General features: G+C 71.6%; 18 protein-coding genes. 8 read left to right on the forward strand and 10 right to left on the reverse strand.

The window, feature by feature from the left end:
- Nucleotides 1–3: 3 nt before the first annotated feature.
- Entirely contained in the window at nt 4–957 is a 954-nt protein-coding gene (locus BJ959_RS01805; RefSeq protein ID WP_153980988.1) for an ROK family glucokinase, read from the reverse strand.
- Nucleotides 958–1,056: 99 nt separating this feature from the next.
- Between BJ959_RS01805 and BJ959_RS01810 the strand changes: the two genes are divergently transcribed.
- Nucleotides 1,057–2,880 carry an AMP-binding protein gene (locus tag BJ959_RS01810; protein WP_153980987.1) on the forward strand — a complete coding sequence of 608 codons (1,824 nt, stop codon included), beginning with the start codon at nt 1,057–1,059 and terminating at the stop codon, nt 2,878–2,880.
- Nucleotides 2,881–2,951: 71 nt separating this feature from the next.
- On the opposite strand, the gene def is transcribed toward BJ959_RS01810, so the two are convergent.
- The 3 genes from def to BJ959_RS01825 form a co-directional block, all read right to left on the reverse strand.
- On the reverse strand, nt 2,952–3,452 hold the full coding sequence (gene def, locus BJ959_RS01815) for a peptide deformylase (protein ID WP_153980986.1): 501 nt from the start codon (nt 3,450–3,452) through the stop codon (nt 2,952–2,954).
- 7 nt (nt 3,453–3,459) lie between these two features.
- Nucleotides 3,460–4,785, reverse strand: coding sequence for a nucleotide-binding protein (locus BJ959_RS01820; RefSeq protein WP_153980985.1), 1,326 nt, complete (start codon nt 4,783–4,785; stop codon nt 3,460–3,462).
- 79 nt (nt 4,786–4,864) lie between these two features.
- The gene (locus tag BJ959_RS01825; protein WP_153980984.1) at nt 4,865–8,269 is read right to left on the reverse strand and encodes a pyruvate carboxylase; all 3,405 of its coding nucleotides are present in this window, start codon (nt 8,267–8,269) and stop codon (nt 4,865–4,867) included.
- A gap of 113 nt (nt 8,270–8,382) precedes the next feature.
- On the opposite strand from BJ959_RS01825, the gene BJ959_RS01830 reads away from it, so the two are divergent.
- On the forward strand, nt 8,383–9,186 hold the full coding sequence (locus tag BJ959_RS01830) for an AAA family ATPase (RefSeq protein ID WP_153980983.1): 804 nt from the start codon (nt 8,383–8,385) through the stop codon (nt 9,184–9,186).
- Between the two features lie 136 nt (nt 9,187–9,322).
- On the opposite strand, the gene BJ959_RS01835 is transcribed toward BJ959_RS01830, so the two are convergent.
- The 4 genes from BJ959_RS01835 to BJ959_RS01850 all read right to left on the reverse strand — a co-directional run bounded on the left by BJ959_RS01835 (nt 9,323) and on the right by BJ959_RS01850 (nt 11,764).
- A complete protein-coding gene (locus tag BJ959_RS01835; protein ID WP_153980982.1) occupies nt 9,323–9,868 on the reverse strand; it encodes a MerR family transcriptional regulator in 546 nt (181 codons plus the stop codon).
- A gap of 117 nt (nt 9,869–9,985) precedes the next feature.
- Complete coding sequence (ftsR, locus tag BJ959_RS01840; protein ID WP_153980981.1) at nt 9,986–10,690, reverse strand: transcriptional regulator FtsR; 705 nt, start codon at nt 10,688–10,690, stop codon at nt 9,986–9,988.
- Nucleotides 10,690–11,157 (reverse strand): FHA domain-containing protein, encoded by a 468-nt coding sequence (locus BJ959_RS01845; RefSeq protein ID WP_153980980.1) that lies wholly within the window; start codon nt 11,155–11,157, stop codon nt 10,690–10,692. Before BJ959_RS01845 ends, ftsR begins: the two co-directional genes overlap by 1 nt.
- Nucleotides 11,150–11,764 carry a CDP-alcohol phosphatidyltransferase family protein gene (locus BJ959_RS01850; protein ID WP_341799824.1) on the reverse strand — a complete coding sequence of 205 codons (615 nt, stop codon included), beginning with the start codon at nt 11,762–11,764 and terminating at the stop codon, nt 11,150–11,152. The genes BJ959_RS01845 and BJ959_RS01850 overlap by 8 nt, the downstream gene beginning before the upstream one ends.
- Nucleotides 11,765–11,868: 104 nt before the next feature.
- Here BJ959_RS01850 and BJ959_RS01855 point away from each other — a divergent pair, with 104 nt between their 5' ends.
- Both BJ959_RS01855 and BJ959_RS01860 read left to right on the forward strand, forming a co-directional pair.
- Nucleotides 11,869–12,702, forward strand: a complete 834-nt coding sequence (locus BJ959_RS01855) for a DUF1295 domain-containing protein (RefSeq protein ID WP_153980979.1) — start codon at nt 11,869–11,871, stop codon at nt 12,700–12,702.
- Between the two features lie 14 nt (nt 12,703–12,716).
- A complete protein-coding gene (locus tag BJ959_RS01860; RefSeq protein ID WP_153980978.1) occupies nt 12,717–13,169 on the forward strand; it encodes a hypothetical protein in 453 nt (150 codons plus the stop codon).
- A gap of 18 nt (nt 13,170–13,187) precedes the next feature.
- Here BJ959_RS01860 and BJ959_RS01865 read toward each other — a convergent pair whose 3' ends face one another.
- Nucleotides 13,188–13,961: an SDR family NAD(P)-dependent oxidoreductase gene (locus BJ959_RS01865; RefSeq protein ID WP_153980977.1), complete on the reverse strand. Its 774-nt coding sequence runs from the start codon at nt 13,959–13,961 to the stop codon at nt 13,188–13,190.
- A 42-nt stretch (nt 13,962–14,003) separates the two neighbouring features.
- On the opposite strand from BJ959_RS01865, the gene BJ959_RS01870 reads away from it, so the two are divergent.
- The gene (locus tag BJ959_RS01870) at nt 14,004–14,390 is read left to right on the forward strand and encodes an RNA-binding S4 domain-containing protein (protein WP_153980976.1); all 387 of its coding nucleotides are present in this window, start codon (nt 14,004–14,006) and stop codon (nt 14,388–14,390) included.
- A gap of 45 nt (nt 14,391–14,435) precedes the next feature.
- Here BJ959_RS01870 and BJ959_RS01875 read toward each other — a convergent pair whose 3' ends face one another.
- Nucleotides 14,436–15,392 carry an L-lactate dehydrogenase gene (locus BJ959_RS01875; RefSeq protein ID WP_153980975.1) on the reverse strand — a complete coding sequence of 319 codons (957 nt, stop codon included), beginning with the start codon at nt 15,390–15,392 and terminating at the stop codon, nt 14,436–14,438.
- 80 nt (nt 15,393–15,472) lie between these two features.
- Between BJ959_RS01875 and BJ959_RS01880 the strand changes: the two genes are divergently transcribed.
- The 3 genes from BJ959_RS01880 to BJ959_RS01890 are packed head-to-tail and all read left to right on the forward strand — an operon-like array spanning nt 15,473 to nt 18,467.
- Entirely contained in the window at nt 15,473–16,153 is a 681-nt protein-coding gene (locus BJ959_RS01880) for a hypothetical protein (RefSeq protein WP_153980974.1), read from the forward strand.
- Nucleotides 16,150–17,115, forward strand: a complete 966-nt coding sequence (locus tag BJ959_RS01885; RefSeq protein ID WP_153980973.1) for a nucleoside hydrolase — start codon at nt 16,150–16,152, stop codon at nt 17,113–17,115. Before BJ959_RS01880 ends, BJ959_RS01885 begins: the two co-directional genes overlap by 4 nt.
- Nucleotides 17,112–18,467, forward strand: a complete 1,356-nt coding sequence (locus BJ959_RS01890; RefSeq protein ID WP_153980972.1) for an FAD-binding oxidoreductase — start codon at nt 17,112–17,114, stop codon at nt 18,465–18,467. The genes BJ959_RS01885 and BJ959_RS01890 overlap by 4 nt, the downstream gene beginning before the upstream one ends.
- The last annotated feature ends 28 nt before the right edge of the window (nt 18,468–18,495 follow it).

Consider the following 18,495-nt stretch of genomic DNA (forward strand, 5'->3'; position numbering starts at 1 on the left):
CCGCTACCCGGAGACGCCGAGGGCATGGATGCGGGCCAGGTCGGCCGCGCCGACTACGCCGGCGTCGTTGACGAGCTCGGCCACGACGAAGCGGGGCTCCGGGTGATAGCCGCGCGCCGGAAGGTTGGCGAGGTACGCCTCGCGCACCGGGTCGATGAGCAGGTCGCCGGCGACCGAGACCCCCCCGCCGAAGACGAAGATCTCGGGGTCGAGCACCGCGCTGAGGCTCGCGCAGGCCTGGCCCAGCCAGGTGCCGAGCTGCCGCAGCGCGTGCAGGGCGCCGGCGTCCCCCTCACGCAGGAAGTCGGCCAGGATGTCGCCGGTGAGGCCGCCGGCGCGTTCGCGCGCCTGTGCCAGCTGCAGACCGATGCCGCCCGCATCGGCGATCTCGTTGGCCATGCGCAGCAGGGCGCGCCCCGAGCCGTACTGCTCGATGCAGCCGCGCGCGCCGCAGCCGCAGGGCAGCCCGTCGGGGACCACCCGCAGGTGCCCGAGCTCGCCGGCGGTGCCGAAGCCCCCGCGCAGCAGGCGGTCGCCGACGACGATCGCACCGCCGACGCCCGTGCCGATCGTCAGCATCGTCATGTCGTGGGCCTCGCGCCCCGCCCCGAACCGGAACTCCGCCCATCCGGCAGCGTTCGCGTCGTTGTCGATCGTGATGTCGAGGTCCAGGCGCTCGCGCAGCCGGTCGCGGAACGGCTCGTTGCGCCAGTTGATGTTCGGCGCGTAGTACACCGTCGACTGCGCGGCGTCGATGAAGCCAGCGGCCGCGACGCCGGCGGCGATGACCTCCTGACCGTCGCGGAGCTCCTCGATCATCCGCACGACGAGGTCGGTGATGGCCGAAGGGTCGCCGGCCGGGGTCGGCTCGCGGCGCTCGGCGAGGATGGCGCCGTCGTCCGAGACCAGGGCTCCGGCGATCTTCGTACCGCCGATGTCGATTCCGATGGAGTGCACGAGTGTCGAGTCTAGTGAGGGCTTCTCGCCCGCGTCGGTCGACCGCGCACCGGGTTAGAGTGGGAGCGAACATCCGCCCCCGGTATCAAAGGAGTTGCCGTGAAAGAGTTCTTCGTCCCGGCTGTCGTGACGCCCGACCCGGAGGCGAACGCCACCGATCTGCTGATCGACCGGGTGCGGCTCACCCCCAACGAGCCGCTGTTCGCGCTCCCCACCGCCGACGGCGGCTGGTCGGACGTCAGCACGGCGGAGTTCCACCGGCAGGTGGTCGCGCTCGCCAAGGGCTTCATGGCCGCGGGCGTGAAGCCCGGCGAGAAGATCGGCTTCATCTGCAAGACGCGGTACGAGTGGACCCTGGTCGACTTCGCCGCGTGGTTCGCCGGGGCCGCCCTCGTTCCGATCTACGAGACGAGCGCGCCGGCGCAGATTCAGTACATCCTCGAAGACTCCGAGGCCCACCACATGATCGTGGAGACCCCGGAGCACTTCGCGCGCTACGACGAGATCGCGAGCGAGGTGCCGAGCATCGGCCACGTGTGGCAGATGCACCTGGGCGACCTCGAGAAGCTCGCCTCGACGGGCACGGGCATCTCCGACGAGGAGCTCGAGGCCCGCCGTTCCGCGGCGAAGGGCAGCGACCTCGCCACCCTGATCTACACCTCCGGCTCGACCGGCACCCCCAAGGGCTGCATCCTGACCCACTCGAACTTCGTCGAGCTCGCCCGCAACGCGGCGGTCGCCATGAAGGAGGTCGTCGCGCCCGGCACCTCGACCCTGCTCTTCATCACCACCGCGCACGTGTTCGCGCGCTTCATCTCGATCCTCGGCGTGCACGCCGGCGTCAAGGTGGGCCACCAGGCCGACACCAAGCAGCTGCTGCCGGCGCTCGGCTCGTTCAAGCCGACGTTCCTCCTGGCCGTGCCGCGCGTGTTCGAGAAGGTCTACAACTCGGCCGAGCAGAAGGCCGAGGCGGGTGGCAAGGGCAAGATCTTCCGCGCCGCTGCCGACACCGCCGTCGCGTACTCGAAGGCCCTGGATGCGGGCACCGTGCCGCTCGGCCTGAAGCTGAAGTTCACCCTCTTCGACAAGCTGGTGTACTCGAAGCTCAAGACCGCCATGGGCGGCCGCGTCGTCTACGCCGTCTCGGGGTCGGCCCCGCTCGGACTGCGCCTCGGCCACTTCTTCCGCGCCCTCGGCATCCGGATCCTCGAGGGCTACGGTCTGACCGAGACGACCGCCCCGGCGACGGTGAACCTGGTGAGCCGCTTTAAGATCGGCACCACCGGCCCGGCCCTGCCGGGTGTGGGGGTGAAGATCGCCGAGGACGGCGAGATCCTCGTGCGCGGCATCAACGTCTTCGCGGGCTACTGGAAGAAGCCGGAGGCGACCGCGGAAGTCATGGAGGGCGAGTGGTTCCGCACCGGCGACATTGGCTCGCTCGATGACGAGGGCTACCTCACCATCACCGGCCGCAAGAAGGAAATCATCGTCACCGCCGGCGGCAAGAACGTCGCTCCGGCGGCGCTCGAGGACCCGATCCGCGCGAACCCGATCGTCGGCCAGGTCGTCGTCGTCGGCGACCAGAAGCCCTTCGTCTCGGCCCTGGTCACCCTCGACACCGAGATGCTGCCGGTGTGGCTCAACAACAACGAGCTCGACCCGCAGATGTCGCTCCTGGAGGCTGCGCAGCACCCGAAGGTGCTCGCGGAGATCCAGCGCGCTATCGACGGGGCCAACAGCCGGGTGTCACGAGCCGAGTCGATCCGCAAGTTCACCGTGCTGGCCACCGAGTTCACCGAGTCGAGCGGACACCTGACGCCCAAGATGAGCATCAAGCGTCATGTCATCACCGCCGACTTCGCCGATGTGATCGAGGGCATGTACCGCGGCGCCCCCGAGACCCAGGGCATCTCGCTGCAGTAGGGCACCCACGACGAGGGCCCCGTGACCGAGTATCGGTCGCGGGGCCCTCGTCGTGTGCGGGGCTGTTGCGGTCAGGGCCGGGCGAACCAGTCGGCCTGGCGCACGGCGCGCATCGCCTCGCGCTTGATCTCGGGATCGAGGCCCTCGATGTAGAGGCGCCCCTCGAGGTGGTCGCACTCGTGCTGCAGGGCCTGAGCCATGAGGCCGTCGCCGCTCAGCTCGACGGTGCGACCGTCGAGATCGATGCCGACGACACGGGCCCACGGGTAGCGACGGCGCGGGAACCCGAAGCCGGGCACGCTGAGGCAGCCCTCCTCGACCGGCTCGGCCTCGCCCCGCACCTCGACCAGCTGGGGATTCAGGATGTACCCGACGATCCCGTCGACGTTGTAGCTGAAAGCGCGCAGGCCGACGCCGATCTGTGGGGCGGCGACGCCGGCACGGCCGGGCACGCGGACGGTGTCGAGGAGGTCGTCGACGAGGCGCCGAGCGGAGTCGTCGATGGATTCCACCGGGTCGGCGGGGCTGCGGAGAACGGGGTCGCCGAAGAGGCGGATGGGACGGACGGTCATGCGGGCGTCAGACCCCGCGGCGCACGGGCATGCCCTCCGCGACGAGCGCGGCGAGCTCGCGGGCGGCCTGCCGAGTGAGCGGCCGCAGGTCCTTCCACGAGATGACCGACCCGGCAGCGAGCTGCTCGTCGTACGGGATGCGGACGATCTCGCGCACGCGCGAGGCGAAGTGCGCCTCGATCTCCTCGAGCTTCACCAGGTTGGTGCCCTGGGTGGCCGTGTTGATGGCGACGACGGCGTCGCGCACGAGGTCACCATAACCGTTGGCCTCGAGCCAAGTGAGGGTCTCGCTTGCGAGGCGCGCCTCGTCGACGCTGCCTCCGGAGACGATCACCAGGGAGTCGGCGCGCTGGAGGGTCGCCCGCATCACCGAGTGCACGATGCCCGTACCGCAGTCGGTCAGCACGATCGAGTAGTACCGCGCTGCGAGATCGGCGACCACGTTGTAGTCGTTCTCGTCGAAGGCCTCGGAGAGCATCGGGTCGGTGTCCGAGGCGAGGATGTCGAGGCGCGTCTCGTCGCGCGACACGAGGGTCGAGAAGTCGGTGAAGCCCTGGATGCTCGCCGCGCGGTTCACGACGTCACGCACCGTGGCCCGGGTCTGACGGGCGACCCGCTCGGAGAGCGTGCCGCGGTCGGGGTTGGCGTCGATCGCGATGACCCGGTCGTCGCGGACCGAGGCGAGAGCCATGCCCAGCAGCGTCGTGATCGTGGTCTTGCCGACGCCGCCCTTGCGGGTGAGGACAGGCACGAAGCGAGCGCCGCCCTCGAACGCCGTCGCGATGCGGGCGTCGATCTGCTTCCGCTCGCGCACCCGCCGCGAATCGCCGAGGTTCACCAGATGGAACGTCGCGCCGTAGACCAGCGCGGGCCAGGCACCCTCCGGGGCAGGGCGCGACCGGCGACGCGGCTCGATGAGCCGATCAGCCGTCAGCATCGCGGCCGACTCCGGGCCGTGGTGGACGCCGTCGAGCATGTCGCGACGACTGTAGACGCCCTCGGCGACGGGCAGCGGTGGCACCTCGACGACGGCCTCGGGTTCGATCTCGGGCGTCACGGCCACCGCGTGCAGGTCGTCGTGGTCGAGCTCGATCACCGTCGTGCCGGGCTCGCCGGTGACGACGGGGGCAACGACGACCGCCGGGTCGACCCCGGCCTCGACGAGCGCAACGGCCTGCTCGTCCTCCGGCTGCTCGTGCACCGGCGCCGGAAGCTCGACCTCGATCGTCAGCGACGCGGGGAGCGCGGAGGCGAGGCCCTCGTCGGAGGTCGGCTCGACGCCGTCGACGACAGCCGCCGGCTCGCTGCTCGGCTTCACGCGCTTCTGGACCACCGGGGCACCCTTCTCGGCACTGGACGACTTCTCAGTCTACCGTCCGCACCGACACCGGTCCTCCGGCCCCGGCCTGCTCTCAGGTGGCGGCGATGACGATGAGCAGGTCGCCCGCCTCGCACTGCTGAGTGGCGGGGATCGCACGCCGCTGCACGACGCCCGCGACCGGTGCCGTGATCGCGGCCTCCATCTTCATGGCCTCGATCGTGGCGACCGGCTGCCCGACCGCGACCCGGTCGCCCTCGGCGACCTGCAGGGTCACGACGCCCATGAACGGCGCGGCGACATGCCCGGGCTGACCGGGGTCGGCCTTCTCGGCGCTGGCGACGTCGACCGCGATGGCGCGATCGCGCACCGTCACCGGCCGCAATTGGCCGTTCAGCGTGGCCATCACGCTGCGCATACCCCGCTCGTCGGGCTCGCCGATCGCCTCGAGAGCGACCAGCAGGCTCACGCCCTGCTCGATCTCGATGACGTGCTCGACACCCGGCTGCAGCCCGTACAGGTAGTCGGGCGTGGCGAGAACGGAGACATCGCCGTACTGCTCGCGCGTCTGGAGGAACTGCTGCGTCGGTTGCGGGAAGAGCAGCTGGTTGAGCATGAGGCGGCGATCGTCCGTCGAGCCGGCGAGCTTCGCACGCTGGTCGTCAGTGAGCGGCGTGATGCCGATCTTCGGCGTGCGCCCCTCGAGCACCTTCGAGCGGAAGGGCTCGGGCCAGCCGCCGGGGAGGTCGCCCAGCTCACCGGCCATGAAGCCGATCACCGAGTCAGGGATGTCGTAGTTCTGCGGGTTGGCCTCGAAATCAACGGGGTCGGCGCCGGCGGCCGCCATCTGCAGCGCGAGGTCGCCGACGACCTTCGAGGAGGGTGTGACCTTGGTCGGACGACCCAGGATCCGGTTCGCGGCCGCATACCAGTCCTCGATGAGCTCGAACCGGTCGCCGAGCCCGAGCGCGATGGCCTGCTGGCGCAGGTTCGACAGCTGGCCCCCGGGGATCTCATGGGTGTAGACACGACCGGTCGGGCCGGGCAGGCCCGACTCGAAGGGTGCGTAGGCGCGACGCACGGCCTCCCAGTACGGCTCGAGGTCGGCGACGTTCGCAAGGCCCAGCCCGGTGTCGCGCTCGGTGTGCTCGAGCGCGGCGACGAGCGCCGAGAGCGAGGGCTGCGACGTGGTGCCGGCCATCGGCGCACTCGCCGCATCGACGGCGTCGGCACCGGCGCGCGCGGCAGCCAGCAGGGTGGCGAGCTGACCCCCCGCCGTGTCGTGCGTGTGCACGTGCACCGGCAGATCGAAGCGCTCCCGCAGCGCGGCGACGAGCTTCTCGGCCGCGCCGGCGCGCAGCAGGCCGGCCATATCTTTGACCGCCAGGATGTGCGCGCCCGCCTCCGCCATCTGCTCGGCCAGACGCAGGTAGTAGTCGAGCGTGTACAGGGTCTCCGCCGGGTCGAGCAGGTCTCCGGTGTAGCACATGCCGACCTCGGCGACGCCGGTACCGGTGGCGAGAACGGCGTCGATCGCGGGGCGCATCTGGTCGACGTCGTTGAGAGCGTCGAAGATGCGGAAGATGTCCACGCCCGTCGCCGACGCCTCGGCCACGAAGGCGTCGGTGACCTCGGTCGGGTAGGGCGTGTAGCCGACGGTGTTGCGCCCGCGCAGCAGCATCTGGATCGCCACGTTGGGCAGGGCCTCTCGCATGGCGGCGAGACGCTGCCACGGGTCCTCCCCGAGGAAGCGGAGGGCGACGTCGTAGGTGGCGCCGCCCCAGGCCTCGACACTGAGCAGCCCCGGCGTCAGGCGGGCGACGTGCGGCATCACCCGCACGAGGTCGGCCGTGCGCACCCGGGTGGCGAGCAGCGACTGGTGGGCATCCCGGAACGTCGTGTCGGTGACGGCGAGTGCGGTCTGTGCGCGCAGCGCCGCCGCGAATCCGGCCGGGCCGAGCTGCTGCAGGCGCTGCCGCGAGCCTTCCGGCGCAGGCGCCGCAAGATCGACCGCGGGCAGCTTGAGAGCAGGGTCGATGACGCCCTCCCCGGCACCGTTCGGCTGGTTGACGGTCACGTCGGCCAGCCAGCTGAGCAGCTTCGTGCCGCGGTCCTTCGACGGGTTGGTGCGCACCAGCTCCGGGCGCTCGTCGATGAAGGAGGTGCTGAGGTCGCCGGCCTGGAACGCCGGGTCGTCGAGCACCGCCTGCAGGAAGGCGATGTTGGTGGTGACGCCGCGGATGCGGAACTCGGCGAGCCCGCGACGGGCTCGTGCGACGGCGGCCGGGAAGTCTCGGCCGCGGCACGTCATCTTGGCGAGCATCGAGTCGAAGTGCGGGCTCACCTGGGCACCCGCGGCGACGGTGCCACCGTCGAGGCGCACCCCGGCGCCGCCCGGCGAGCGGTAGGTCGTGATCTTGCCGGTGTCGGGGCGGAATCCCGCGGCCGGGTCCTCGGTCGTGATACGGCACTGCAGGGCGGCACCGCGCAGGTGCAGCTGCTCCTGCCGCAGGCCCAGTTCGGCGAGCGTCTGCCCGTAGGCGATGCGCATCTGCGACTGCACGAGGTCGACGTCGGTGACCTCCTCGGTCACGGTGTGCTCGACCTGGATGCGCGGGTTCATCTCGATGAACACGTGCTTGCCGGCCCGCTCCCCCGCGGTGTCGAGAAGGAACTCGACAGTGCCCGCGTTGACGTAGCCGATCGAGCGGGCGAAGGCCACCGCATCCCGGTACATCGCCTGGCGGATGCTGTCGTCGAGGTTCGGCGCGGGCGCGATCTCGACCACCTTCTGGTGGCGGCGCTGCACGGAGCAGTCGCGCTCGAACAGGTGCACGGTCTCGCCCGTGGCGTCGGCGAGGATCTGCACCTCGATGTGGCGCGGGCGCACGACGGCCTGCTCGACGAACATCGTGGGGTCGCCGAACGCGCTGTCGGCCTCGCGCATCGCAGCCTCGAGCGCGGCGCGGAGGTCCTCCCGTCGCTCGACCCGGCGCATGCCGCGACCGCCACCGCCCGCCACGGCCTTCGCGAAGACAGGGAAGCCGATCTCGTCGGCGGCGGCGAGGAGCACCTCGATGTCGGTGGTCGCCGGGCTCGAGGCCAGCACGGGAACCCCCGCCGCGATCGCGCGCTCTTTCGCGGTGACCTTGTTGCCCGCCATCTCGAGCACCGCGCGCGGCGGGCCGATGAACGCGATGCCCGCGTCGGCGGCGGCCTGGGCGAGGTCGGGGTTCTCGCTCAGGAAGCCGTAGCCGGGGTAGATCGCGTCGGCGCCCGAGAGCTTCGCGACGCGGATGATCTCGTCGACATCGAGGTACGCGCGCACCGGATGCCCGGGCTCGCCGATCTGATAGGCCTCGTCGGCCTTCAGCCGATGCATCGAGTTGCGGTCCTCATGGGGGAACACCGCGACGGTCTTCGCGCCCAGCTCGTAGGCGGCGCGGAAGGCGCGGATCGCAATCTCTCCGCGGTTGGCGACAAGGATCTTCCGAAACATCGTGTCCTCTCGGAAATCGGCCCGGGTGGGGGTCGACAGGGCTCCGGTGGTGGCGGGCCGAGGTCGGTGCGCGTGCGCGCTTCTCCACCCTAGTGAAGGTAAGGTCGGTACTCGTGCACGTACTGAGCATCAGCTCTCTCAAGGGGGGCGTGGGCAAGACGACGGTCACGCTGGGTCTGGCGTCGGCCGCGTTCTCGCGCGGTCTTCGGACCCTCGTGGTCGACCTCGACCCCCAGTCGGATGCCTCGACGGGGATGGACGTGCAGGTCGCCGGGCACCTCACGATCGCCGACGTTCTCGCCGGTCCGAAAGAGCGCACGGTGCGTCAGGCGATCACCTCGAGCGGCTGGACCCGCGGGCGACCGGGCACGGTGGACGTGCTGATCGGGAGCCCGAGCGCCATCAATTTCGACGGCCCGCACCCGAGCATCCGCGAGATCTGGAAACTCGAGGAGGCGCTCGCTCACGTCGAGGCCGACTACGACCTCGTCCTCGTCGACTGCGCTCCCTCGCTCAACGCCCTCACCCGTACGGCCTGGGCGGCGAGTGACCGCGTCGTGGTCGTCACCGAGCCGGGACTCTTCTCCGTCGCCGCCGCCGACCGGGCTCTGCGGGCGATCGAGGAGATCCGCCGCGGCCTCTCCCCCCGCCTCCAGCCCCTCGGCATCATCGTGAACCGGGCCCGCGTGCAGTCGCTCGAGCACCAGTTCCGCATCAAGGAGCTGCGCGACATGTTCGGCCCGCTCGTGCTCTCGCCCCAGCTGCCCGAGCGCACCTCGCTGCAGCAGGCGCAGGGCGCGGCAAAGCCGCTGCACGTGTGGCCCGGCGACAGCGCGCAGGAGATGGCGCGCAACTTCGATCAGCTGCTCGAGCGCGTCATGCGCGCCGCCCGCATGGGCGAGTACGCGGGCCAGTAGGCCTGCGTACGATCAGGCGCAGCGCGGGCCAGTAGGCCTGCGTACCATCAGGCGCAGCGCGGGCCAGTAGGCCTGCGTACCATCAGGCGCAGCGCGGGCCAGTAGGCCTGCGTCGAGAAGGGCGCGTAGCGACCGGCTACGAGGCGCGCGAGGCGCGGCGCGCTGCGAGCTCGTCAGCCGGGTCGGCAGCCGGCGTCGAGTCGAGCTCGACGAGCGAGCTCTCCACCTCGCGGAGGACCTTGCCGACGGCGATGCCGAAGACGCCCTGACCACGGCTGACGAGGTCGATGACCTCATCGTCACTGGTGCACAGGTACACGCTGGCGCCGTCGCTCATGAGCGTGGTCTGGGCGAGGTCGTTGACCCCGGCTTCGCGCAGCTGGTTCACGGCGGTGCGGATCTGCTGGAGAGAGATGCCGGTGTCGAGCAGGCGCTTGACGAGCTTGAGCACGAGGATGTCGCGGAAGCCGTAGAGGCGCTGGGTGCCGGAACCGGCCGCCCCGCGGACGGTGGGCTCGACGAGCTCGGTGCGCGCCCAGTAGTCGAGCTGGCGGTAGGAGATACCGGCGGCGCGTGCGGCGACGGCCCCGCGGTAGCCCGCCTGGTCGTCGAGCTCGGGCAGACCGTCGGTGAAGAGGAGCCCGAGGTCGTAGCGCTCGTCGCGCTGCTCAGCGTCGGTCATGACCCCTACCTAACCTTCATCGTTAACGTGACAGTTGGTGCCACGCCGTTCAGAGTAGCGAGCCGTCCCGCGTCGACAGGAGACATCCGCTCGAACACGTCGGCGTGTCGGGCCCGACTACGACTGTAGCCTGCCGAGTGCCGAACGGATCAGGCTCGACCGCACGATCTCGAGCTGTCCCGCGATCTCGCGCGCGAGCTCGGCGGCCTTCGCACGGCTCGACGGATCGTTGCGGCGCGCCACCGGGATCAGGGCGCTCTCGATGAGGCCGAGCTCACGCTCGGCGGCCGCCCGGAATCCGCGCAGGTGGCGCGGCTCGATGCCGGATCGCTGCAGCTCCACGAGGGCCCGCAGCACCTGCAGGGCGTCGTCGCCGAAGGTCTCGCCCGCGGCGATGAGCGAGGCGCTGATCGCGTCGGTCAGCAGGGCCGGGGTCGCACCCGCCTCGCGGACCAGCTCGGCACGGGTGTAGCGGCGGTCGGTGGCAAGCATGGAGGCGGCGAGCGGGGCATCGGCGAGCAGCGCCGGGGTGCGCCCCGCCTCGAGCTCATCGAGGTAGTGCTTGATGACCTTGAGCCGCAGCGAGTGCTCGCGCTGCAGCGTGAGGATGATGCGGAGCCGCTCGACATCGCCCGCCGAGAACTTGCGGTAGCCCGCCTCCGTGCGCGTCGGGGAGACCAGCTGCTGCTCCTCGAGGAACCGCAGCTTCGAGGGCGTCAGCTCGGGGAACTCCGGACTCAGCTTGGCCAGCACCTGCCCGATGCTGAGGAGCCCGACGGCCGGGACCGGTCGCGCCGCCGCGGCCGATGACCGCGCCGCCATCAGGCGCCCGGCGCGAGGTCGATGCGGGAGGCGTAGAAGGTGAGGTGGTACTTGCCGACCTGCACCTCGCACCCGTCGGTGAGCACGACGGTGTCCTCGATCCGATCACCCGCCATGAACGTGCCGTTGAGCGACCCGAGGTCGCGGACGGAGAACTGCCGCCCCTGCCGCAGGAAGGCGGCGTGCTTGCGCGAGACAGTCACGTCGTCGAGGAAGATGTCGGCCTCCGGATGACGGCCCGCGACGGTCACGTCGGCGTCGAGCAGGAAGCGGGCACCGGCGTTCGGGCCGCGACGGACGATCAGCAGCGCGGAACCGGACGGCAGGGCGGCGATGACCTCCTGCTCCTCGGGGCTCACACCGGCCTCGAGGGCGGCCAGCTGCGCCGCGAACTCCGGCCCGAAGTGGGCCGTCGTCTCGTGCGGGCGGTAGGCGCCGTCGCTCGTGCCGGGCGTGCTGTCAGTCATCCATCGACCTCCTCTGGACGCCCAGCGTATCCGATGCCGCCGGGGCCTCCTCCCTCGCTCGCGCGGTCACGGCCCGCGTCTGACGGACGTACAGGATGCCCGCCCACCAGTACAGAAAGGCCCCCCACAGCGTGAACGCCCAGCCGAGGGGATCGCTGTAGGGCTGCAGCATCGGGAAGGCCTGGCCGAGCACGAGGAGTGGGAGCGCGTAGAACAGGGCGAAGGTGGCGACCTTGCCCAGGTGGTGCACCGGCAGCGGGCCGTAGCCGTGCCGCGCGAGCACGATGCCGAGCCCAGCGAGCAGCACGTCGCGGCCGACGATGACGGCTACGATCCACCACGGCACGACCTCGCGCACGGCGAGCGCGATCACGGCGGCGAAGATGAACAGGCGATCAGCGGCCGGGTCGAGCAGCTGGCCGAGCCGCGTGATCTGCCCGAACCGGCGGGCGATGATGCCATCGAGGAAGTCGCTGACGCTCGACACCACGATCACGATGAGCGCCGCGACGTCCTCGCCGATGAGCACGAGCACCAGGAAGACCGGCACAAGGAGGATGCGCAGGGCGCTGAGCGCGTTCGGCACCGTGAGGATGCGATCGCTCACGGGGGGCCCCGGAGGGACTGAGGCTCTCTCGGGCTCCGACACGCGCCCAGTCTAGTGAGGCGGAGCACGACCGCCAGTGGGCATCCGGCGTACGCTACGTCGCTATGGACATCGTCGTCATCGTGGTCGGCATCGCCGCTGGGGTCAGCCTCTTCACCTGGATCGCCTCGCTCGTCACCGGCGACCATTCGTGGGTCGACCGCATCTGGTCGATCGTGCCGATCGTGTACGTGGCCGCCTTCTGGGCCGCGACCGGGTTCACCGACCCCCGGCTGCTGATCATGACCGTGCTGGTGCTGCTGTGGGGCGCGCGGCTCACCTTCAACTTCGCGCGCAAGGGCGGCTACCGCGGGGTCGAGGACTACCGCTGGCCGATCCTCCGCGCCCGGATGAGCCCCGCGCAGTTCCAGGTGTTCAACGTGCTGTTCATCGTGCTGTTCCAGAACGCCCTGCTGCTGCTCATCGCCCTGCCGGCGCTCGTGGCCTACCAGAACCAGGCGACGCCGGTCGGTCCGCTCGATCTCGCGCTCGCCGCCGTGTTCCTCTCCTTCCTCGTCGGCGAGTTCGTGGCCGACCAGCAGCAGTGGGACTTCCACCGCGCCAAGGCCGCGACGATCGCGGCGGGCGGCACGCCCGAGCAGCGGTTCCTGGCGACCGGGCTGTGGAAGTACAGCCGGCACCCCAACTTCTTCTTCGAGCAGGCCCAGTGGTGGGTGCTCTACGCGATGGGCGCGGCCGCCCTCGGCGCCGCCCTGCACTGGACGATCGTCGGGCCCGTGCTGCTGACCGCGCTGTTCATCGGCTCGACCGTGTTCACCGAGTCGATCACTCTCAGCAAGTACCCCGAGTACGCCGACTACCAGCGGCGCACCTCGATGCTGTTCCCGTGGATTCCCCGTGAGCCCCGCGCCGCAGCGGCGGACGCGCCCGCGGCCTGATTAGCATCCTGCGCATGTCCTGCATCCGGTTCAACACTCCCGCGCAGCGCCGCCAGCTTGCCGAGAGCGCGCCCAGCATGATCGGCTCGTCGGAGGCCGTCGCCCAGTTCCTCTCCCCCGCGGTGACGAGCTCGAAGATCGAGCGCATCCGCCGCCTGGCGGAGGACCCGAACCCGAAGATCCGCGAGAGCGCGGCGCTGTCATACCACGCCCCGGTGGAGGTCTACGAGAAGCTGTCGCGCGACCCCGATCCGGGTGTGCGCGCCTGCATCGCGAAGAACGAGAACGTGCCCTGCGACATCCTCGCCCGCCTCGCCGACGATGTCGACGAGCGGGTGCGCGGCTTCGTCGCGGTCAACTACTTCGTGCCCGCGGAGGCCATGGAGCGTCTCGCCGACGACCCGAGCGCGGTTGTGCGCGGCCTCGTGCAGTGGAAGTCGACGCTGCGCGAGACCGTCAGCGCCTGAGGATTCAGCGCCTGACGATCAGGCCTGGTCGGGGCGGGATGCCGAGGCGAACGAGAACCGCCCGAGCAGGCGATCCGGCACGAGGCCGCTGAGCCCCACGACCAGGCGGTAGCGCAGGGTGGGCACGACGACGGCGCGGCCGCGGTCGATGCCGCGCAGCGCGAGCCGCACGAGCCGGGGCGCGTCGAGCCAGAGGAACCCGGGGATGCCGCGGGTGGAGACCCGCATCCGGTCATGGAACTCGGTGCGGGTGAAGCCGGGGCACACCGCCGTGACCGTCACCCCGCGCGAGCGGGTGACGAGGCTCGCACCGCGGGCGAAGGAGACGCCCCAGGCCTTGGCGGCCGAGTAGGTGCCGAGCGGGGTGTACGCGGCGACGCTCGAGATCATGACGACGCGGCCGCGACCGCGCGCGACCATGCCGCGCAGGGCCGTGTGGGCCAGCCGCAGCGGCACCGTCACGTGGATGTCGAGGTGGTGGAGCTCGTCCTCGAGGGTCGTCGTGAGCACGTCGCCCCGGATGCCGTAGCCGGCGTTGTTGATGAGCAGGTCGACCGGGCGGTGCTCGTCGGCGAGGCGGTGCTCGACGGCGGCGACCCCCTCCTCGGTCAGCAGGTCGGCCGACAGCGCCTCGACGTGCACGCCGTGCGCGTGCTGGAGCTCGGCGGCGGTGCGCGCGAGCCGCTCGGCGTCGCGCGCGACGATCACGAGGTCGTCGCCGCGCGCGGCGAGCTGGCGGGCGAACTCGGCTCCGATGCCGGCGGTTGCGCCGGTGATGAGGGCGATGGACATGGCTCCACGGTAGCCCCGTCGCGCGCCTCGTACCCTGGAGCCATGACGAGCGCGCGGGTCGATGCCTGGACATGGGCGATCCGGCTCTACCCGACCCGGTCTGCGGCGACCGCCGCGTGCAAAGCCGGGCACGTGAAGGTCAACGGCGCCTCGGCGAAGCCGGCGCAGGTGGTGCGGGTCGGCGACCACGTGCGGGCTCTCACCGCCGGGGGCGAGCGGCTCGTCATCGTCACCGGCATCATCACGAAGCGCACGAGCGCCCCGCTCGCCGCGGCGAACTACGACGACCTGACGCCGCCTCCCCCGCCGAGGGAGGAGCGCCCGGCCGCGGTGCTGCGCGAGCGCGGGGCCGGGAGGCCGACCAAGCGCGATCGGCGGCTCATCGAGCGGCTGCGCGGCCGCGACGGGGTGCCGGACGAGCTCGACTGAGCCGGGCGCGCGGCGGGCATCCGCGGCGCGGAACCGGGGCCGGGGCTACGCCAGGTCGAGCGCGGCGAGCGAGGCGCGGATCGTCTCCGCCGAGGCGTGCAATGCGCGCTCCTCCTCGGCCGAGAACGGCACGTCGATCACCCGGGAGACACCGCCCGCGTCGACGACGCTCGGCACCGACAGGGCGACGCCGCTGACACCGTGGTAGTCGTCGAGCACCGAGCTGACCGGCAACACCGCTCCCTCATCGCGCAGCACTGCCTCGACGATGCGCGCCCCCGAGAGGCCGATCGCGTAGTTGGTCGCGCCCTTGCCCTCGATGACCTTGTACGCCGCGGTCTTCACTTCGTAGGCGATCCGGTCGAGCTCCTCGACGCTCAGGGTCTGCCCCGCGTCGTCGATCCACTCGCGGATCGGGATCGGCCCGATTCGACTCTGCGACCAGAGCGGGAACTCGCTGTCGCCGTGCTCGCCGACGATCATCGCGTGGATGCTCGTGGCCGACACTCCGAGGCGCTCGGCCAGGCGCCATCGCAACCGGGAGCTGTCGAGCACCGTGCCGCTCGAGAACACCCGTCCGCTCGGCAGGCCGCTGAAGCGCTGCGCGGCGACGGCGAGCACGTCGCACGGGTTCGTCACGAGCACGTAGACCGCGTTGGGGGCGCGCTCGACCAGCTGGGGCATGAGCGTGCGCAGGATGCCCACGTTGACCCCGGCGAGATCGAGGCGGCTCTGCCCCGGGTGCTGCTTCGCCCCGGCGGTGATGACGACGACGTTCGAGCCCGCCACCAGGTCGAGGTCGGCGCCGCCGGTGATGGTGCTCGACCCGGTGAAGGGGGTGCCGTGGGCGAGGTCGAGAACCTCCGCCTCGGCACGCGGCGCGTCGATGTCGTACAGCACTACCTCGCGGGCGGAGCCGCGGATGAGTGCAGCGTAGGCGAGCGACGAGCCGACGGCGCCGGCGCCGATGATGGCGAGGCGGGAGTTCTCAATAACGGTCATGAGCAGAAGTCTGGTGCAGGAGCGGGCCGAACCGCCAGGCGCCCCGCCGCCGCACGGCGCGGGTGACCTAGCATCAGCACATGAGCGATGACGCCCCACCCCCGGTCGTGCCGGTCGGCGGCATGCCCACGCGGTCGGGCTCGGTAGCCCGCGTGCTGCTGCTCAGCGCGCTCGTCAGCACGGCGCTGATGGCGCTGGCCTACCAGCTCGGCATCGGTGACGCGGTCATCTCGCGGCCGGGCGAGCTCGTGCTGTTGCTGGTCGACATCGCGCCCGTGCTGTGGTTCGCCGCCGCCGCAGTGCTGCTGTCGATGCTGCGCTGGCAGTCGATCGATCAGCGCTTTCGCTGGGTGATACTGGCGGCGGTCGTCGCCGTGGCCGTGTCGCTCGCGCTGCGGACGACGGCGCTGGCCCAGCCGCCGGTCGCGGCCCTGCTGGAGCCGTTCACGCTCGGGTTCGTCGTGGTGGTCGGCGCGAGCATCCTGTTCACCCGTGCGCGGGTGCGCCGCCTCGCGAACGGCACCGACGCAGGCGTCACCCTGGTCGGAGTCGCCCTCGGTTTCGTCGTGGTGGGATTCGGGGTCGCGCTCGGCGCTCTGCGCGTCGGCCTCGCGGGCCCGCCGGTGCCGCCCGGCGCGGTCGCCCGCTCTGTCGAGACCTCGCCGACGACCGGTCTGCTGATCGGCGCCACCCTGCTCATGATCGGCGGGCTGTTCTGGCTCACCGACCGCACCCGCAACCCCGGAGTCGAACGTCCATGACGACCACCCCCCAGCCCGTGATTCTCGATGTCGACACGGGCGTCGACGATGCTCTCGCCCTGCTGCTGGCGGCGCGGCATCCCGCGCTCGACCTGCGGGCCGTCACCTGCACAGGCGGCAACGCCCCGCTCGCCCAGGTCGTGCAGAACACGCTGAAGGTTCTGGATGCGGCCGGCGCCGCCCCGATCCCGGTCGCCGCCGGGGCGCACCGCCCCCTGCTCGAGGCGCCCCAGCACGCGGCCGCCATCCACGGCGCCGACGGCCTGGCCGACCTGGGTCTGGCGGCGTCCGCCCGCACGCCCGAAGCGGTGCACGCCGTCGAGCTGCTGCGTCGCACGCTGACCGCGAGCGCGGAGCCGATCACGCTCATCAGCCTGGCGCCGCTCACGAACATCGCCCTGCTGCTCCGCACCCACCCGGAGGTGCGCGACCGCATCGCCCGCGTCGTCATGATGGGCGGCGCGGTCGGCACCGGCAATGCCACCGCGGCGGCCGAGTTCAACGTCTGGCACGACCCGGAGGCCGCGGCGATCGTGCTCGGCGAGGGGCTCGACGTGCTGATGTACGGCCTCGAGCCGTTCTACCGGGTAAGCGTGACGCACGCCGACGTCGAGGCGCTGAGCGCCGCCCACGACCCCGCTCCGCGGCTCGCAGGCGCACTGCTGACCCACCTGATCGGCATCGATGCCACCGAGGAACGGGTCGCCGACGACCGGGTCGCGATCGGCGATGCGGGTGCGGTGTGCGCCGCGATCGACTCGTCGCCGCTCGTGACGCGCGTCGCCCCGGTCGAGGTGGCCCTCGCCCCCGGCGCGACGCGCGGCCAGACCGTCGTCGACCTCCGCACGATGGAGGGTGCCGACATCAGCGCAGCGCGCGCGGTGCCGCCGGCGACCGTCGTGCTCGACGCCGACCCCGAGCCGTACCGCCGCCTCTTCCTCGAGGCGCTCCTCGGCGCATGACCGACGTCGTCGCCCTGCTGCGGGCAGCGCTCGGCGATGCCGTCGTCACCGACCCGGCGGCGCTCGAGGCGCTGCGCTCGGACAAGTCCGGCCAGCGCACCGCCGCTCCCCCGCTCGCGCTCGTCGCGGCGCGCACCGTCGAGCACGTGCAGGCCGCGCTCCGCATCGCGCACGAGCTCCGCGTGCCGGTCGTGCCGCGCGGCGCAGGCACCGGGCTGTCGGGCGGCGCGATGGCCGGAGCCGGCGAGCTCGTGATCTCGACAGCGGCGATGACGCGCATCCTGTCGATCGACGAGGCCGACCAGCTTGCCGTCGTCGAACCGGGCGTTCTCAACGGCGCCCTCAACCGCGAGCTCGCCCCGCGCGGCCTTCGCTGGGCGCCCGACCCGGCCAGCCGGGAGATCTCGACCGTCGGCGGCAACATCGCCACCAACGCGGGCGGCCTGCTGTGCGCGAAGTACGGCGTCACCCGCGAGGCGGTGCGCGCGCTCGACGTGGTGCTCGCCGACGGCACGCTGCTGAGCACCGGGCACCGCACCGTCAAGGGAGTGACGGGCCTCGACCTGACCGCGCTGCTCATCGGCTCGGAAGGGACGCTCGGCATCATCGTCGGCGCCACCCTCGCACTGACGCCCGTTCCCGCCGGCGTCGTGGCGACCATCGGGGTGACGTTCCCCAGCGTGGAGGAGGCCGCGGCCGCGGCGGCGGCGATCACGGCGGCCCGCATCCGCCCCGCCGTCATGGAGATCATCGATCCGGTCGCGCTCGCAGCGATCCTGCGGCATCTCGGGATGCCCGACCGCGCCCCCGGCAGCGCCCACCTGCTCGTGCAGACCGACGGAGCGGCCGCCGAGCAGGAGGCCGCGGACGCCCTCGCGATCATCGCCGCGCACGGCGGCGACGCGGCGATGACCACCGACCCGGAGGAGGGCGAGCGGCTGCTCGCCGTGCGCCGGGCGATGCATCCGGCCATGGAGGCGCTCGGGCCCGTGCTCATCGAGGACGTCGCCGTGCCGCGCTCGCGGCTGGCGGAGATGTTCGCCGCGATCCGCGCGATCGGCGAACGGTACTCCATGCCGATCCCGACGGTCGCCCACGCGGGCGACGGCAACCTGCACCCGAACCTGGTCTACGCCGGTGATGAGGTGCCCGACGTGGTGTGGCAGGCCGCGGGCGAGGTGTTCGAGGCCGCGCTCGCGCTCGGCGGCACGCTGACCGGCGAGCACGGCGTCGGCACGCTCAAGCGCCGCTGGCTGGCCGCCGAGCTCGGGGACGAGCAGGTGGCACTGCAGCGGCGCATCAAGGAGGCCTTCGACCCGCGGGGCATCCTCAGCCCGGGGCGAGCGATCTGAGCGGGAACGGCCCGGCCGCTGCGTCGTG

Source organism: Microcella frigidaquae (assembly GCF_014200395.1).
In the GTDB taxonomy this organism is placed as follows: domain Bacteria; phylum Actinomycetota; class Actinomycetes; order Actinomycetales; family Microbacteriaceae; genus Microcella; species Microcella frigidaquae.